We start from the raw sequence: 13597 nt of genomic DNA, 5'->3' as shown, positions 1-13597 counted from the left end.
GACACGCGACGCTCCGTCTCGCTGAACGACCGGTTACTGAGACGGCTCGGATGCGGGTGCCTGCGGATGTGAGTCACGACCCGCGGCAATGATCTCCGCAGCAGAATCGGTGAGGGTGCGGCCGTCACCGACGTAGATCGCGCGGATGCCGACTGCTCGAGCGCCATCGATGTCCGCAACCGGGTTGTCTCCGACCATCCACACGTCTTCACCTGCCCCGGTGAGCTGGAGCGCGTGGCGGAAGATGCGCGGATTGGGTTTCTCAGCCCCAACCAACGCACTTGTCACGGTCGTGTCAACCATTGGCCCCAACCCGAGCGCAGTGACAAGTACGGGGAGCTCTGGTGCGTGGTTGCTGAGGATCACGTTTCGGTAGCCTGCCTGCTCGGTCGACCGCAGCGCCGTCACTGCATCGCCCGCCAACGTCCAAGCGCTCGGCCTGTAGAACTCTCCTGGAATCTGGGCGATGGCCTCGTCGGCGGTACCGGGGTGAACACCGGCATTTGCGTACGCGCTGCGGAACAGGGGTTGCAGCGCATCCCACCACTCGGACGCTGACTCGACCGCACGGACCGTCTCGGGCTCGTGCCAGGGGAAACCATCGGTTAGAGAAACCCTGAAGTTTTCAGCGGTCGGTGAAAGGCCGGGCGCGACCGAGATCAGGGCACTCGCCAGCGCGGACGACCAGAGCCCGTCTCGGAATGCAAGGGTTCCATCGAAGTCCCAGAACACGACTCTCACGCCGCCACGCATGGCGACAGACTACGACCGGATCACCGAGACGGCACCTGTGCAGTGGCCGATCGGTCAGCGGGCAGACGATAAATCAACTGCCCGCGGTCAGCGGTCCGACCGGCCAGCTCGCCCGGAGACGATCAGCACCGCGAACGCCACGACGATGAGTACTGCCCCAAGTATCTTCGTCGGCACTCCCGGGGGCAGTACGAAGAGGCCAACTCCGCAAGCCGCGAGAACGACCAGAAGCGTGAGTGTCGCGGGTCGGATATGCATGCGCCTTTCTATCAGCGCCAGCGCCGCTCGCACCGTCTCAAAAGCCGATCGGCTATCGAGACAGGACTAATGTCCAGCTATGGGCCGTGGTGAGAAGGCGACGAGGCAGGTCCTGCGCGTTCAGGCAGCGGTAGCAACCGTGCTCTGTCCGGTGGTCGGGATCGCGCTCATAGTCATCGGCGTGACGCGCGCCAGCAGCGGCGCAGCAGACGGCAACTCCGCCCTGGGCTTTCTCATCTTGGTCGCGGTCCTGCTCTTCGGAGGTGCGTTCGTGTGCTGGCATCGTTTCCGCATGCTGAGCCGCGCTGACGGTGGTTCCCGCGACGATAAATGACAGACGTCTCGGCGGTCGATCGGCTACCGAACGAGAGTCGAGCTCTTCCCGTATCGCCGGAACGGAGTAGGCACGCTGTCATGGACCATCCCGAGCTCGTCACCGTCGCCGACCGTCGCATCATGATCGGCGTCCTCGCCAACCTCGCAGCCGCATTCCTTGGCGCAGTCGACCACCCCTGCGCCGCTGGCTCACTCATGCGGCACATGACCGACAGGTTCCGCAACGACCTCGGACGTGATCTCGGGCGCACCCCGACCGACCAGGAGTGCTACGAGGCCGTCGAAGCGCAGATCGATCGCCTCCGACACTCCATCGGGGAGTACGACTAGCCGCGTCCCTTAGGCGATCGGCTAACGGACGTCATCGACCGCTTCATCATGCTGCTCAGCAAGTGGGACGCGCTCAGCGCGCGTCCGGCTTGGAGAGCTCCTTCGTGAAGCCCAGCGCCGTGCTGGTCCAGCCAAGCTTCCGATACGCAGCATGAGCGTCTAACCGGCTCGTGTTCGAACTCAGGCCGGCCTTGGCGGCGCCGTTGTTTCGCGCCCAGTCCTCAAACGCGGCCGTGAGTAAGCGTGCCGTCCCTTGCCCGCGCGCGCGGCTGTCGACGACGAGTGCTGTCAGGCGTGCTGCTGGCCCATCGGTCTCGATGCTGCGGCTGAGCTGGCCGGTGAGCAGACCCGCAAGCCCCGCGTCGTCTTCGGCGACCCAGCAGCCGACCGTGCTGTCGGATAGGAGGAACTCGAGCCGATCACGGATTGCCTGTTCCGAGGATGGGTAGCCAAGCTGGTCAAGGAGGGGAACGAGAGCGGGGGAATCGTCAGCATTGAGCGAGCGCACCTTCACCCGACGAGCCTATTGACGAGGGTCATCGCTCACGAAGCGACGAGCCGCCCGGTGGCCGATCGGCTATCGGACGCGCGAACCGTCACGCGTAGGCTTCCCTCGTGAGGTTTCGGGGGGCGGCGACTGCCGCGGTAGTCCTGGTGGCGATGCTGTCGGTGACGGGGTGTACGAGTAACGACGCACTGTCCCGTCAGTACCGCGATGGAGACACGAAGAACTACATCTCCGGAGACGGTGCGGTCACCGAGTTCGATGCGAAGGACGCCGCTCCGGCAGTGAACTTCACGGCGACAACGACAGACGGCAAGACCGTCTCTGCTCGGGACTACCGGGGCAAAGTGCTCGTACTCAACTTTTGGTTCGCGCTGTGCGGACCGTGCCGGGTCGAAGCCGCAGACCTCAACAGCATCAGCGCCAGCAAGAGCGACGAGGCCACCTTCATCGGCGTGAACGTCCGCGATGAGGCAGGCACCGCCGAGTCCTTCATCCGCAGCTTCAAGGTCCCGTACACGAACATCCTCGACGCGAAAGACTCGGCGGTGCAGCTCGCGTTCTCCGGCTCGGCCGCGCCAAACGCAACGCCATCGACGGTTGTGCTCGATAAGGCCGGTCACGTCACCGCCCGCATCCTGGGTGTAGCGAACAAGAGCGTTCTCGAAACGCTCATCGACGACGCCAGCAAGCGCTGACCCCACGACGCCATGACTGTAGAGGCGAGAGTGAGTGCCCGACGGTCAGCACCGCTAGGACTCGCGCTAGGCCTGGTGTGGCTGGCGGGCGTGTTCTCCAGCAGCATGCTCGCCGCCCAGCTCAGCGTTGAGGATGCGGCCTCCTGGCATGACGCGCTGGTCGGAGCCGTGTTCGCGTTCTTCGGGTGGGGCTGGTTTGTGACATTCGCTGTCGTAGCTGGGGTGAGCCTAGCGGCCTGCGTACTTCTGCAGTGGTCGCGGCCACGGTCGGTGTGGCTACCGTGGGCGCTGCCGCTGATCGTGGTCATGCTGACTGTCCTGCTCGACGCAGTGACGCGTCTACTCGACAACACGCAGTGGGTCACCGCGGAGGGGGCTGCGGAGGCCGCACGAACAGCCAATGTCGCTTCGTTGGTTTCGCTCGTCATCGTCGCTGCTGCGGCGTGTGTCACCGGTCTGATCCTTCGGCGGCGGGATCGCTCCACACAACAGCCCGAGCTTCGTTTCGTCCGGTAGTCCATCGGCTATCGAACACGCTCAACAGTGCCGCAAGCGGCCAAATGCTCGTTGCATGCCGACCAGCCGGAAGGCATCACTGCAACAGGGACTGCACCGCGTTCCACAGATCGAATTGCTTACCGTCCGCGAGGAGGGCGCCGGCTTTCTTGTAACGGTAGTTGGTCGCGCCACGCATGCCTGCGCCGAGCAAGCGGACACTGCCGACCAGGTGACCCTCATCGGCGCTCGTCACCGTCCAGTCCGAGGGAGATTCGACCGGTGGGTTTTCGCAGGTGACGTCATAACGGTGTCCCGTGTCCGTCTCGACTTCGAACTGCTGTACGTGATCGAGGTCGGCATCACGGTCCTGAGTTCGGCCGTGCACTGTCACCGATTTGATGTTTGCTTGCATTGCTCGAGCTTCCTCGCTCTTCGAGGCGGGTGACCAGCCAGAGATCTCGCCGAAGCGTGAAGCCGTAAGAGTTAGTCGAGGCCGCTCTGCCTGTCGTCGGCGGAAGTACCCTCGCGTCGTGAGCGATATCGACGATCTTGACGACCCCACTCCACAGACATGGACAACGAGATACCGGGTGCCACTAGCAACTGGCACCGGGTTCTTGACCGCGCTGTGCTTCTGGCTGCTGTTCACCGGTGGTACGACCGCGAAGTGGATCGGCGGGGTTGGGTTGGCTGCCCTCGTCGTCTGGGTGTTTGTGTTCCGAACGCTCTACCGCCGCGGCTACTAATCTGTCCTCGTCGGCGTCTCGCTGACCGATCCTGTCCCGGGCATTTTATACGGTGGGGGGATGCGTTCTCTCGTCAAGCTCGATGACTTGTCCTCGTCTGATGTTGATGTGGTCTTTGACCTGGCTGACGCGTACCGGAATGGCGGGGGACCAACGGCGGAGGGCGCCGCGGTGATGTTCTTCCCGCCGACGAGTCTGCGCACGAGGGTCACGTTCGAGCGGGGAGCTTCGCTGATGGGGCTTGAGCCGATCGTGTTCCCGGACACGACGCTCGACAAGCCAGAAGCGCTTGCAGATGTCGCTCAGTACCTCGACAACTGGGCCGACCTCCTTGTGGTGCGCCACCATGGCCTCGCCGTGGTCGAAGCATTGGCCGCGACGCGCGCGATGCCGGTCGTGAACGCCATGACCGACGAGAATCACCCGTGCGAGGTGCTGTCCGACCTCTACTCCTTGAGACAGCGAGGAGACATCACGTCGTCTCGCTTTCTCTTCGTGGGCGCTGACGGAAACATCGCACGGGCATGGCAGGAAGCTGCTCGTGTCCTGCAACTCGACCTGGTCCAGAGCTGCCCGATCGAACTCGCAACTCCTGGGGCTGAGTGGACTGACGATCTCGAGGCAGCCGTTCAGTCAGCGGACGTGATCCTCACAGATGGTCCCGGTGCGCACGCTGAGGCCCTCGAGCCCTATCGGATCACGGCGGCTCTCCTCGACCTTGCGCCGGCAGGGGCTCGCTTCAACCCGTGTCCACCGTTCGTCCGCGGTCGTGAGCTGAGTGCCGACGCACTTGAACACCCCGCATTTGTCGGGCACGGCTTCAAATCGGGACTTCTTCCGGTGCAGCAGGCTGTGATGGCGTTCTGCCTCGACCTTGAATGACGAGGCGTCCCAGTCAGCCACCGTCTATCGGACGCGCAAGGAGGGTTCGTCCCGGGCTGTCCGCCCCTTGCCGTACGGAGGCGATCCGGGTGCAGTGCGAACTCAGCCTCACCGGAAACGACGGAGACGGATCGTCGCCCAGATCGCGAAGCCGCACATCGCCAGCCCCAGCATCACGAACAACAGGTTCCACGCCCATCCGGGTAGAACCAGCCCCCGACCTGACGAGAGCGCGGCTAGCTCCGCAGGACTTTGCATCGCCCATCGAGCGACACCGAAGATCAGCGCGGCCGTACCGCCGACGTAAAAGCTTGCAATCGCCCAAACCTTCGGCTTCTCAGGAGTCGCGGACACAACACGAACCCTAGACGCCGGCGAGGGTCGACCCCACGGTCTAATCGCGCTGCTCGCCGGACTTCCGCGCGGACCCGGTAGGCGATCGGTCACCGGACGCCGCGGCCACGACGTCGACCACGCGCGTCGACGCCGTGGAGCTCACGGCCCGTTGGTGTCGAAGTAGAACTTCGACGCAAGGGAACATGCCCGCAGTACGACGGGCCACGCTTTCGTCGACGGACAGCGACGCGGGTGGGATCCCAACTCCGGGATCGTTCGGTTCTGCGCTGAACGTCTAGCCGCTAGACGGTTCCGCACAAACGATCGTTTCTGCCGGGATGATCGACGTCGTCGACGACCCCCGAAGTTCTGCAGCTCCTGGTCCGTCAAAACTGTGAGCAGCTTCGCTCTGTGTCGTCTTTCTCGCCGCGCTCAGCGTCGCGATCGCATCCCACAAGCCGATCGTCTACCGGGCGGTCGGTCGTCGCCCCAGTGACGACTGGAACCGCACGAGGTATCCGTCAGTGTCCTGGACGAGGAATTGATGCACGCCGGCCTCTCCCTCGCCAACGCCGTACCACTTCGTTTCGGGTTGCATGAAGAGCTCAACGCCAGCCCGTCCGAGGACCTGCGCCAACGCCTCAGAGTCCGGCACCGGTGATCTGGAGATTCACCCCGCGACCGAGCGGGCGCTCAAGAGGCCCCGCAGGTCGGCCACGAGCAGTTCGGGAACGAGCGAGGGTTCGAGGGTTTTCAATCACCGGACCATCGTCGCAGTCCTCACCCTGCGGGTAGTCCCGGTGGCGGATCATCTTCCGGGCACGCGAATCGCTTGCGGGTACTCCTGCCGCTACTGCGGTGGTGAAACTGATTGTTCGAGCGCGGGGTTGTCTTCGATGAGGGCGGAGGCGACCTGTTCGATGCGTGTAGCGAGCAGTTCGTTGTCCTGCTCGGGCAGGGTGTCGATGATCTCGACGATGACCTGATGGAAGCGCGCATAGGCGTTGTTGATCTTTTCGCTGGCCCCGTCGATGGGTTCCAGGATCGTCGCTCGCCGATCTGTGGGATGGGGGATGCGCCGCAACTCGCCCTTGTTGACGAGGCTGTCAACGATTTTCGTCACCGACGCGGTCGAGACGTGCAGCATCACTGCCAGGTCCTTGGGGCCCATGGCGCGGCCGTCGCGTTGTGCTTGCAGTAGGTAGCGCAGCGCCTGGAACTCGTTCCGGTTCAGTCCCGACGCGTCCGAGCGTGTTCAACTTCGTACTCTTCCGCATGCTGTAGGCGCAGCAGCGCGGCGACAGCTTTCTTTCCGCCTGCCGTTTTCGGCTCGCGTGCGTACAGGTGTGCTGACTCGTGACGGACAACGGTCAACGGCATGCCTGTCGAACTCCTTCCAGACCGGACCCGGGACTACCGCACCCTGCAGCCGGTCCGATCGAGAGACGGGGTGAGCACCGTGACGGCCGCGGAGCGGGGTCGGGTCAATCTGCCGCGGCGAAGAAGTCTGCGTAGCGGGGGCCTTCGGCGCGAGTCAGTAGCGACGGGTCGTTGACGCGGTGGCTGACGTACGCTTCGATGACCGCGGGGTGCGTGAGGCCGAAACGGTGAAACTGCTCAGTGCCGGTGGGGCTGGCGGACTGGTACGTGGTGTGCATGGCAGTGCTGACCTTTCTGCGGAGGAACCGCTTCGGGGAGGAGCTGGCCGTGTTTACAGCGTGACGGTGACGAGCCCGGCGGCGGCCGTGGTCACCGTGACGATGCCGGTGAGGGTCGCCGTGACCATCAGGGTTCGGGTGCGGGCTGCTTCTCGAACTTCAGTCATCGGGCTCAGGTGTGCTGGTCGGAGCCGCCGTGGCATCGCGTGCATCGCACTTCCCTCCGTCGTGTCCCCCATCGAGGGGGTGGCGATGACGATGCCACACCCCTTCTCCTTCACACAAGAAGACGTACACGCCGTGTACGGTTTGCGCCGTAAACGATGCGGGTGCATGGAATGCCCCGGCACACCTCTTTGGCCACCAGTGCTCGAGGGCTTGAGCGGCAACGTTTGGACCGCGCATCTCGTGGTTCACCGTCTGAAGCGCCGCCTGGCGCTCGGCTGCGACGCTGCAACATGTCGGCCAGCGTCGTGTGCGGGAGGTTGGATGTAGTCAGGAGGTGCACGCGATCATGGACGATGACGTCCCGGAGCACGAGCCCGGCGCTGGCAACACCGGTGATGAGGACATGTCGTGGCGGGAGCAGCTTCGCGCCGAGCAGGAACACGCGCGGGAGGACGTCCGAGCGGAGGATGTCGCGTTGCAGCCGGTCGCGCCCGGCCAGTGGAGTGTGGTCAACACTGCCGCCACCGACGAGGTGTTCGGGCTCCTCGGCTTTGTGGGACGCTCCGGACGCCGTTACCGGGTCACGTTCATGTCTGAACCGGGCGGCGAACTCACTGTGTCGAGCCGGGAGGCTGCGCGGACCGCCTTTGTCACTACCTAACCGACTGGCCAGATATCAGCGGGACCATCGGCGCCGCCATGGTCGTCGTCAGCCCCAGTAAGAGGTCGCTTCCTCGGTGGGAAGCCGATCCTCCTTGCCGCCTGTCGGGGGGGTCAGGAACTGGGTCAGGGCAGCCTGGACAGCCTCGGTGTCGTTGTCGATGCCGGTCCGCTCCCGCACCTGATGCAGCAGCTGCCAGTCGATTTTCACGTCGGTTGCAGTCATGGTGTTACTCCGAGATGCTGCGGACGGTGCTGCCCGTTGCGTTGGTGTCGAGTTGCTGTGCGATGTCGGCTTGACTGATCATCCCGACGAGAGTGTGGCCGTCGATCACGGGCAGTCGGCGCACCTTGTGCTGTTGCATCGTCTGCAAGGCTTCCTGGATGTCGTCATCAGCACCGATGGTCACGACTTCCCCGCCTCCGAGGTATTTGGCCCGCTTCTCCCGCGGGTCGGCGCCATAGGCGAGGCACTTGACGACGATGTCTCGGTCGGTGAGCATCCCCTGCAACCGGTCGTCCTCGCCGCAGATCGGGAGGGCACCGACGTCGAGGTCCGCCATCAGCTTCGCCGCATCGACCAGGGTGTCGTTCTCGCCGATGCACTGGGTGCCTTCGGTCATGATCTCGCGTGCAGTCGTCATGATTGACTCCTTTCGTCTCGAACGCCCCCTGGCTACTCCCGCCGACTGAAGCCCGATCAAGGTGGGCTAGTTGCGCACCTGCCTACCGGCCTAGGCAGGGCGTCTCCCCTTGCTCCTACCGGTTGCGGCGCATTCCACCGTGGCACCTTGTGATGGGGTGTCGGCCTACTGGGCAACGCCTGGTGGTGGCGTCGCTGAGCGCGACGGAACTACTGAGCGGCACTGTTCGCGGTAGGAGCGTGTGCCAGGGTTCCGAGACGAGTATCCGAAGGGCCGGGGTAGACCGGATGAGTGGAGCTTTCAGCGCGGGTCGCGGGTGTCGTTGCTTGTGCTGCGGTGCTCGTTGGGCTGCTATCCGCTTGTTCGCCGACTCGAGCGGATGTGCAGGGGCAGCTCGAGGTGGCCACGGGGCAAGTGGTGTCAGCGGGGCAGTCAGCGCTCCTTGCGTTGTCGCAGTACCGCGCGGGGAAGACCCTCGACGGCGCCGCTGACACATCCCTGCAGGATGCGTTGACCGACATCGCCTCGGAGCAGAGCAAGACAGCGGCCCTCGACGTCACGACGCCGGCGCAGCGGAGCCTGCAACAACGGACCACGAGCGCTATTGATCGGGTCGCGGTCGACGTCAGCGCTGCCCGAGCAGCGCTGCAGGAAGGCTCACCCGACCGGTTGCTGCAGGCCGAGGACCGGATGCGTTCGGCCGTGGACGTAGCTGACGCGTGGAGTACCCGGCTCGGGAAGGGTGCGCCGTGAAGAAGCTCCTCGGTCTCGCGCTCGGCATCCTCACCGCAATCGGCGGTTTCGTTGACATCGGCGACCTCGTCACAGGTGCCGTCGTCGGGTCCCGGTTCGGCACCTCCCTCGTCTGGGTCGTCATCGTCGGCGTCGTCGGTATCTGCCTGTTCGCGCAGATGTCTGGGCGGGTTACGGCCTTGTCCGGGCGGGCGACGTTCGAGATCATCCGGGAACGCCTCGGGCCACGGGCGGGGCTGGCGAACCTGGGGGCGTCGTTCCTGATCAACCTGCTCACCCTCACCGCCGAGGTCGGCGGTATCGCCCTGGCACTGCAGCTCGCGTCCGGGATCAGCCCGATGCTGTGGATCCCGGTCGCGGCTGTTGCGGTGTGGATCGTGATCTGGCGGGTGAAGTTCTCGGTCCTGGAGAACGTGACCGGGCTCCTCGGCCTCGCGCTCGTGGGGTTCGCGGTCGCCGTGTTCCTGCTGTCCCCGAACTGGGCGGCTCTCGCCACGCAGGCGACGTCGCTGTTCACCTCCGGACCGCCGACCAGTGAGAGCGCCGCGACGTACTGGTACTACGCGATCGCCCTGTTCGGCGCCGCAATGACACCGTACGAGGTGTTCTTCTTCTCCTCCGGCGCGGTCGAGGAGAAGTGGACACCGAAGGACATCAGTCAGTCACGCCTCAACGTCCTCGTCGGGTTCCCGCTCGGCGGGCTGCTGTCCATCGCGATCGCCGTGTGCGCCACCATGGTGCTCCTCCCGCGCGACATCGAGGTGGGTCACCTGTCGCAGGCGGTCCTCCCGGTCGCGGAGGCGGGCGGTCCGATCCTGCTCATCGTCGTCATCCTCGGCATCTTCGCCGCCACCTTCGGCGCCGCTCTCGAGACCACCCTGTCGGCCGGGTACGCGGTCGCGCAGTTCCGGGGATGGTCCTGGGGGAAGTCCCGGCGGCCGGCAGAGGCGGCTCGGTTCCACGTCCTGATGATGATCTGTCTGCTCGTCGGTGTCGGCGTGCTGTTCACCGGCGTGGACCCGGTCCAGGTGACGGAGTTCTCCGTGGTGTTCTCCGCGATCGCCCTGCCATTGACGTACCTGCCGATCCTCATCGTCGCCAACGACCCGCAGTACATGGGCGACAAGGTCAACGGCCGGGTGACGAACGCCCTCGGCCTGGTGTTCCTCGGGATCATCCTCGTCGCAGCAGTCGCCGCGATCCCGCTCATGATCATCACGAAGGCAGGTGCATGATGGCGCGCAAGCACGAGGACCTCCCCGTGGACCGATCAGCGAACGGCCGGGTCGTCGACGCGCAACTGCACCTGCTCGACCGCCAAATGCTCGACACCGAGGGTGAACCGGTCATGGTCGTGGACGACCTCGAACTCGACGGCGTCAAACCGGACCACGACCGGGCACTGGCGGGCCGGCCGGTCCTGACACGACTGCTCTCGGGGCCCACCCTGTGGACCAGGATCTTCGGCGGCCGGCCGCCCCGCTCACGGTTGGACGGCATCGACTGGCGCGAGGTCACGGACGTCGGCGTCGTGATCTCCGTCACGGGTCGCGCCGAGGACTACGACCTGACCTGGCGGGAGCGGTGGCTCCGCAACCGAGTGATCACCCGGATTCCTGGAGGCCGACATGCTCCTGAGTGACCTCCTGCACCGGCCCGTCACCGACGCGGACGGCAGCCGCGTCGGATTCGTGCTCGACGTCCGCTTCGTGCTCGACGGGCCCCTCACCGGATCCCTCGCCGCCCCGCGTCTGCACGGCATCATCGTCTGCCCACGCAAGCACGCATCGTTCCTCGGCTACGAACGCACCGACATGCGGGCACCGCGTCTCGTCGCGGACTTTCTCCGCTGGCGCACCCGGGGCACGTTCCTCGTCCTCGAGCACGACGTGCAGCGGTTCGGTGAGACCGTGCAGCTCCGGCCGGACGCAACACGCTGGGCGCCGACCCTCCCAACTTCCACCTGACCGCACGGCAATCGAGGTGGCTCAAGGAACTGACGGCGGTAGGTCGCGGAGGTTGTTGCGTGCCGTTCCGTCCCAGTTGCAGTACAGGCTAAGTCCCGCCGGCCGGTGGAGTAGCCGTACCGTCGCGAGCACGGGCCCTGCGATGAATGTCACGGCGTCGAAATGGACGAGCGCGACCGCGGTGGGCGCACTGATCGTTCCGTAGGGGCCCGACACTGCCGTGACCGCGCCCTGCTCATCGAGGACGACGCTCTCCACGACGAGTTGAACAGTCACCGTGGCCTCCTCACGACAGCCCCACCACGGCTCGCCATCAAGGGCGGGGCACCAGTAGCTGTTCGGTCCGGTAGCCACACTTCGGTCATGAGAGTTCGGCGGCCGGCCGGTACTCGTAGGACAGGGGACAGGCAGGCGGCTGGATCATCTCGCCCGTGGCGCACCAGGCCCGGCCGGCATGCACGAACCGTGCGGGGGGATCACCACGAATGATGACCTCCATCGGTGCGCCCGTTTCCCCGACGAGCGCGATCGGGTGAACCGCTCCGGCGGGGTCGAGCGTGATGATCTCAAGCCCTCTCGCCATGGTTGCTCCAAGTCCTCCTGGTCGTTCCGACAAGGCTCCGCGCAGGCTCAATCGACCTGGGAGATGATCCCGATGGTTTGCCCGGCGTCGGCCGGTGCCAGCTTCCGAGCGATGTCAGCCTGGCTGATCATGCCGACCAAACGGTGCCCGTCGATCACGGGAAGTCGACGTACCTTGTGCGTCTCCATCGTGTTCAACGCGTCCTGGATGTCGTCGTCTGCTCCGATGGTGACGACCTCCGTAAAGCCGAGGTCCTTCGCCGTCGTGTTCCCGGGGTCCCCACCGGCGGCGACGCATTTGACGACGATGTCCCGGTCAGTGAGGACACCCTTGAGCTTGTCGTCCTCACCGCAGATTGGCAGCGCGCCGACGTCGAGGTCGGCCATCTTCTTCGCCGCGTCGATCAGGGTGTCGTCCTCTCGAACGCACTCCGCGCCCTCGGTCATGATCTCTCGTGCAGTGGTCATGGTCAGCACCTCTTCCGCCGTTGGATGCGTCCGGCGTACCCCGGTGACGGTCTTGAGCGGCGCAGCTTCGCGCAATCCGCACTCGGGCTCGCTCACCGGGCGCTGTCGGAGCGGTTCTCGGGAGAACGAGGGGAACCCGTTTAACGAGACCTCTCGGGCGCCGTCGACAGACGCGGCACGCGGGACAGCAGGAGCGTGGAGGTCATGCGAGCTCGGGTCGTCCGCCCAGATGCGAGACTGTGTTCGCTGCGGCCCGTGCCGCGGCTTCTCCGGCTTCGGCGGGGGCTGGTGCCGCGGGTGAGTGCCGCGACAAGGCCTGCCAGGAATGCGTCCCCGCCACCCGTCGGGTCAACGACCGGGGTGTCGCCGTACGGGAGGAATGCGCTGCCAGTGCGCCAGTCGATAAGCCCCCCTGCCCTGGCACGGTTATCGCAGCCAGCGACGGTCCCGTATCGAGGAGCGGGCGGGTTACCCGTGCCGCGTCGCCTCTGTTCGCGATCGCGAGACCCGTCCATTGCTCGGCTTCCGCCGCGTCCGCACGGACGATGTCGGCGAGGCCGAGGAGCTCGTCGCCGCCGATCGCCGGCAGGAACGCGTAAGGCATCGGGCAGGCGTGGCTCCGTCAAACACGACGTGAGCGCGAGCTCGAACGGTCTCGAGGCTGATCGGCTGTCGAGACGAGCTGAAGGCTCGCTGGCGTGCACTGCAACCTAAGAAGGTTGAGCTAGGGGTGGGCGCTGTCAGGCTGTGATTGCCTGTAGCGGTAGGCGAGATGGCCTTCACCGTCGTCGACCATCTCGTCTGTCGAAGCCCAAGTGCTTCCGGCATAGGTAAGCGTCGACGGCCGCTCACCTCTGACACGCAATCGGACCGATGCTTTCCCCGGCGTGTCGAGAATCACGGCGGAGACCCTGTTGGTGCCGTCGTCGATGCCGTCGATGATCTCGACCATGACGCGCTCCTCTCCCCGGTGATAGGCCGTGCGACGCAGCTGACGGTACAGCGGGGGTCCCGTCCAGGCTGAGAGCTCGCGAATCTGCAAGAGGCGTTGAGTGGTTGCATTGCGCGATCGAGTCAGACCGTGTGGATCATTCCCTCATTTTAGTCCGAGTGATAGGAGCATCATGAAGGCTGTCGTGTACAAGGGTCCGTTCGACGTCCAGGTCGAGAACGTCGACGACCCGAAGGTCGAGTCCCCGCTCGACGTCATCGTCAAGATCACCACCGCGAACATCTGCGGGTCCGACCTGCACCCCTACGAGGGGCGGGTCGACTTCGAGTCGGGCATGGTCCTCGGCCACGAGAACATGGGCGTCGTCGTCGAGGTCGGCAGCGGCATCAACCGCATCAGCGTC

The 13597-nt window shown here is 65.2% G+C and carries 24 protein-coding genes; 12 read left to right on the top strand and 12 right to left on the bottom strand.

The window, feature by feature from the left end; all coding sequences use genetic code 11:
- Window positions 1–33: 33 nt before the first annotated feature.
- Window positions 34–753, bottom strand: coding sequence for an HAD family hydrolase (locus DEJ23_RS12335; RefSeq protein WP_111240554.1), 720 nt, complete (start codon window positions 751–753; stop codon window positions 34–36).
- Window positions 754–1090: 337 nt separating this feature from the next.
- Here DEJ23_RS12335 and DEJ23_RS12330 point away from each other — a divergent pair, with 337 nt between their 5' ends.
- Window positions 1091–1345 carry a hypothetical protein gene (locus DEJ23_RS12330; RefSeq protein ID WP_111240553.1) on the top strand — a complete coding sequence of 85 codons (255 nt, stop codon included), beginning with the start codon at window positions 1091–1093 and terminating at the stop codon, window positions 1343–1345.
- An 80-nt stretch (window positions 1346–1425) separates the two neighbouring features.
- On the top strand, window positions 1426–1677 hold the full coding sequence (locus DEJ23_RS12325) for a hypothetical protein (protein WP_111240552.1): 252 nt from the start codon (window positions 1426–1428) through the stop codon (window positions 1675–1677).
- 73 nt (window positions 1678–1750) lie between these two features.
- Here the strand turns inward: DEJ23_RS12325 and DEJ23_RS12320 are convergent, their stop codons facing one another.
- Window positions 1751–2191, bottom strand: coding sequence for a GNAT family N-acetyltransferase (locus tag DEJ23_RS12320; RefSeq protein ID WP_111240551.1), 441 nt, complete (start codon window positions 2189–2191; stop codon window positions 1751–1753).
- 146 nt (window positions 2192–2337) lie between these two features.
- Here DEJ23_RS12320 and DEJ23_RS12315 point away from each other — a divergent pair, with 146 nt between their 5' ends.
- Together DEJ23_RS12315 and DEJ23_RS12310 are read left to right on the top strand one after the other, a co-directional pair.
- The gene (locus DEJ23_RS12315) at window positions 2338–2880 is read left to right on the top strand and encodes a TlpA disulfide reductase family protein (protein WP_111240612.1); all 543 of its coding nucleotides are present in this window, start codon (window positions 2338–2340) and stop codon (window positions 2878–2880) included.
- 90 nt (window positions 2881–2970) lie between these two features.
- Window positions 2971–3396 carry a hypothetical protein gene (locus tag DEJ23_RS12310; RefSeq protein ID WP_146240296.1) on the top strand — a complete coding sequence of 142 codons (426 nt, stop codon included), beginning with the start codon at window positions 2971–2973 and terminating at the stop codon, window positions 3394–3396.
- Between the two features lie 76 nt (window positions 3397–3472).
- Here DEJ23_RS12310 and DEJ23_RS12305 read toward each other — a convergent pair whose 3' ends face one another.
- Entirely contained in the window at window positions 3473–3790 is a 318-nt protein-coding gene (locus tag DEJ23_RS12305) for a hypothetical protein (RefSeq protein WP_111240549.1), read from the bottom strand.
- A 118-nt stretch (window positions 3791–3908) separates the two neighbouring features.
- Here DEJ23_RS12305 and DEJ23_RS15500 point away from each other — a divergent pair, with 118 nt between their 5' ends.
- A complete protein-coding gene (locus DEJ23_RS15500; RefSeq protein WP_146240295.1) occupies window positions 3909–4124 on the top strand; it encodes a hypothetical protein in 216 nt (71 codons plus the stop codon).
- A gap of 60 nt (window positions 4125–4184) precedes the next feature.
- Window positions 4185–5006 (top strand): ornithine carbamoyltransferase, encoded by an 822-nt coding sequence (locus DEJ23_RS12300; RefSeq protein ID WP_111240548.1) that lies wholly within the window; start codon window positions 4185–4187, stop codon window positions 5004–5006.
- 108 nt (window positions 5007–5114) lie between these two features.
- Here the strand turns inward: DEJ23_RS12300 and DEJ23_RS15495 are convergent, their stop codons facing one another.
- The 3 genes from DEJ23_RS15495 to DEJ23_RS15775 form a co-directional block, all read right to left on the bottom strand.
- Window positions 5115–5360: a hypothetical protein gene (locus DEJ23_RS15495; protein ID WP_146240294.1), complete on the bottom strand. Its 246-nt coding sequence runs from the start codon at window positions 5358–5360 to the stop codon at window positions 5115–5117.
- Window positions 5361–6192: 832 nt separating this feature from the next.
- A complete protein-coding gene (locus DEJ23_RS12290; RefSeq protein WP_375342278.1) occupies window positions 6193–6540 on the bottom strand; it encodes a MarR family winged helix-turn-helix transcriptional regulator in 348 nt (115 codons plus the stop codon).
- A gap of 286 nt (window positions 6541–6826) precedes the next feature.
- Window positions 6827–7000, bottom strand: a complete 174-nt coding sequence (locus DEJ23_RS15775) for a hypothetical protein (RefSeq protein ID WP_181429248.1) — start codon at window positions 6998–7000, stop codon at window positions 6827–6829.
- Between the two features lie 514 nt (window positions 7001–7514).
- Between DEJ23_RS15775 and DEJ23_RS12280 the strand changes: the two genes are divergently transcribed.
- Entirely contained in the window at window positions 7515–7829 is a 315-nt protein-coding gene (locus tag DEJ23_RS12280; protein WP_146240293.1) for a hypothetical protein, read from the top strand.
- Window positions 7830–7877: 48 nt separating this feature from the next.
- On the opposite strand, the gene DEJ23_RS15770 is transcribed toward DEJ23_RS12280, so the two are convergent.
- Complete coding sequence (locus DEJ23_RS15770; protein ID WP_181429247.1) at window positions 7878–8054, bottom strand: hypothetical protein; 177 nt, start codon at window positions 8052–8054, stop codon at window positions 7878–7880.
- Between the two features lie 4 nt (window positions 8055–8058).
- Complete coding sequence (locus tag DEJ23_RS12275) at window positions 8059–8472, bottom strand: CBS domain-containing protein (protein ID WP_111240544.1); 414 nt, start codon at window positions 8470–8472, stop codon at window positions 8059–8061.
- Between the two features lie 510 nt (window positions 8473–8982).
- Here DEJ23_RS12275 and DEJ23_RS12270 point away from each other — a divergent pair.
- Genes DEJ23_RS12270 through DEJ23_RS12255 form a run of 4 tightly spaced genes read left to right on the top strand, consistent with a single transcriptional unit; the run spans window position 8983 to window position 11192 of the window.
- Window positions 8983–9225: a hypothetical protein gene (locus tag DEJ23_RS12270; protein ID WP_146240292.1), complete on the top strand. Its 243-nt coding sequence runs from the start codon at window positions 8983–8985 to the stop codon at window positions 9223–9225.
- Window positions 9222–10460 carry an NRAMP family divalent metal transporter gene (locus DEJ23_RS12265; RefSeq protein ID WP_111240542.1) on the top strand — a complete coding sequence of 413 codons (1239 nt, stop codon included), beginning with the start codon at window positions 9222–9224 and terminating at the stop codon, window positions 10458–10460. The genes DEJ23_RS12270 and DEJ23_RS12265 overlap by 4 nt, the downstream gene beginning before the upstream one ends.
- A gap of 26 nt (window positions 10461–10486) precedes the next feature.
- Window positions 10487–10867 carry a hypothetical protein gene (locus DEJ23_RS12260; protein ID WP_258375503.1) on the top strand — a complete coding sequence of 127 codons (381 nt, stop codon included), beginning with the start codon at window positions 10487–10489 and terminating at the stop codon, window positions 10865–10867.
- Window positions 10854–11192 carry a PRC-barrel domain-containing protein gene (locus DEJ23_RS12255; RefSeq protein ID WP_111240540.1) on the top strand — a complete coding sequence of 113 codons (339 nt, stop codon included), beginning with the start codon at window positions 10854–10856 and terminating at the stop codon, window positions 11190–11192. Before DEJ23_RS12260 ends, DEJ23_RS12255 begins: the two co-directional genes overlap by 14 nt.
- A gap of 21 nt (window positions 11193–11213) precedes the next feature.
- On the opposite strand, the gene DEJ23_RS15490 is transcribed toward DEJ23_RS12255, so the two are convergent.
- The 4 genes from DEJ23_RS15490 to DEJ23_RS12235 form a co-directional block, all read right to left on the bottom strand.
- On the bottom strand, window positions 11214–11468 hold the full coding sequence (locus tag DEJ23_RS15490; RefSeq protein WP_146240291.1) for a hypothetical protein: 255 nt from the start codon (window positions 11466–11468) through the stop codon (window positions 11214–11216).
- 85 nt (window positions 11469–11553) lie between these two features.
- A complete protein-coding gene (locus DEJ23_RS12250) occupies window positions 11554–11775 on the bottom strand; it encodes a hypothetical protein (protein ID WP_111240539.1) in 222 nt (73 codons plus the stop codon).
- A 47-nt stretch (window positions 11776–11822) separates the two neighbouring features.
- The gene (locus tag DEJ23_RS12245) at window positions 11823–12338 is read right to left on the bottom strand and encodes a CBS domain-containing protein (protein ID WP_309147085.1); all 516 of its coding nucleotides are present in this window, start codon (window positions 12336–12338) and stop codon (window positions 11823–11825) included.
- A 628-nt stretch (window positions 12339–12966) separates the two neighbouring features.
- The gene (locus DEJ23_RS12235) at window positions 12967–13194 is read right to left on the bottom strand and encodes a hypothetical protein (protein ID WP_111240538.1); all 228 of its coding nucleotides are present in this window, start codon (window positions 13192–13194) and stop codon (window positions 12967–12969) included.
- Window positions 13195–13366: 172 nt separating this feature from the next.
- Here DEJ23_RS12235 and DEJ23_RS12230 point away from each other — a divergent pair.
- On the top strand, window positions 13367–13597 hold a 231-nt coding region (locus DEJ23_RS12230), incomplete at its 3' end, for an alcohol dehydrogenase catalytic domain-containing protein (protein WP_181429246.1).

Origin of the sequence: Curtobacterium sp. MCSS17_008 (assembly GCF_003234185.1) — a bacterium.
In the GTDB taxonomy this organism is placed as follows: Bacteria; Actinomycetota; Actinomycetes; order Actinomycetales; family Microbacteriaceae; genus Curtobacterium.
This window is presented reverse-complemented; position numbering and strand designations above follow the sequence as displayed.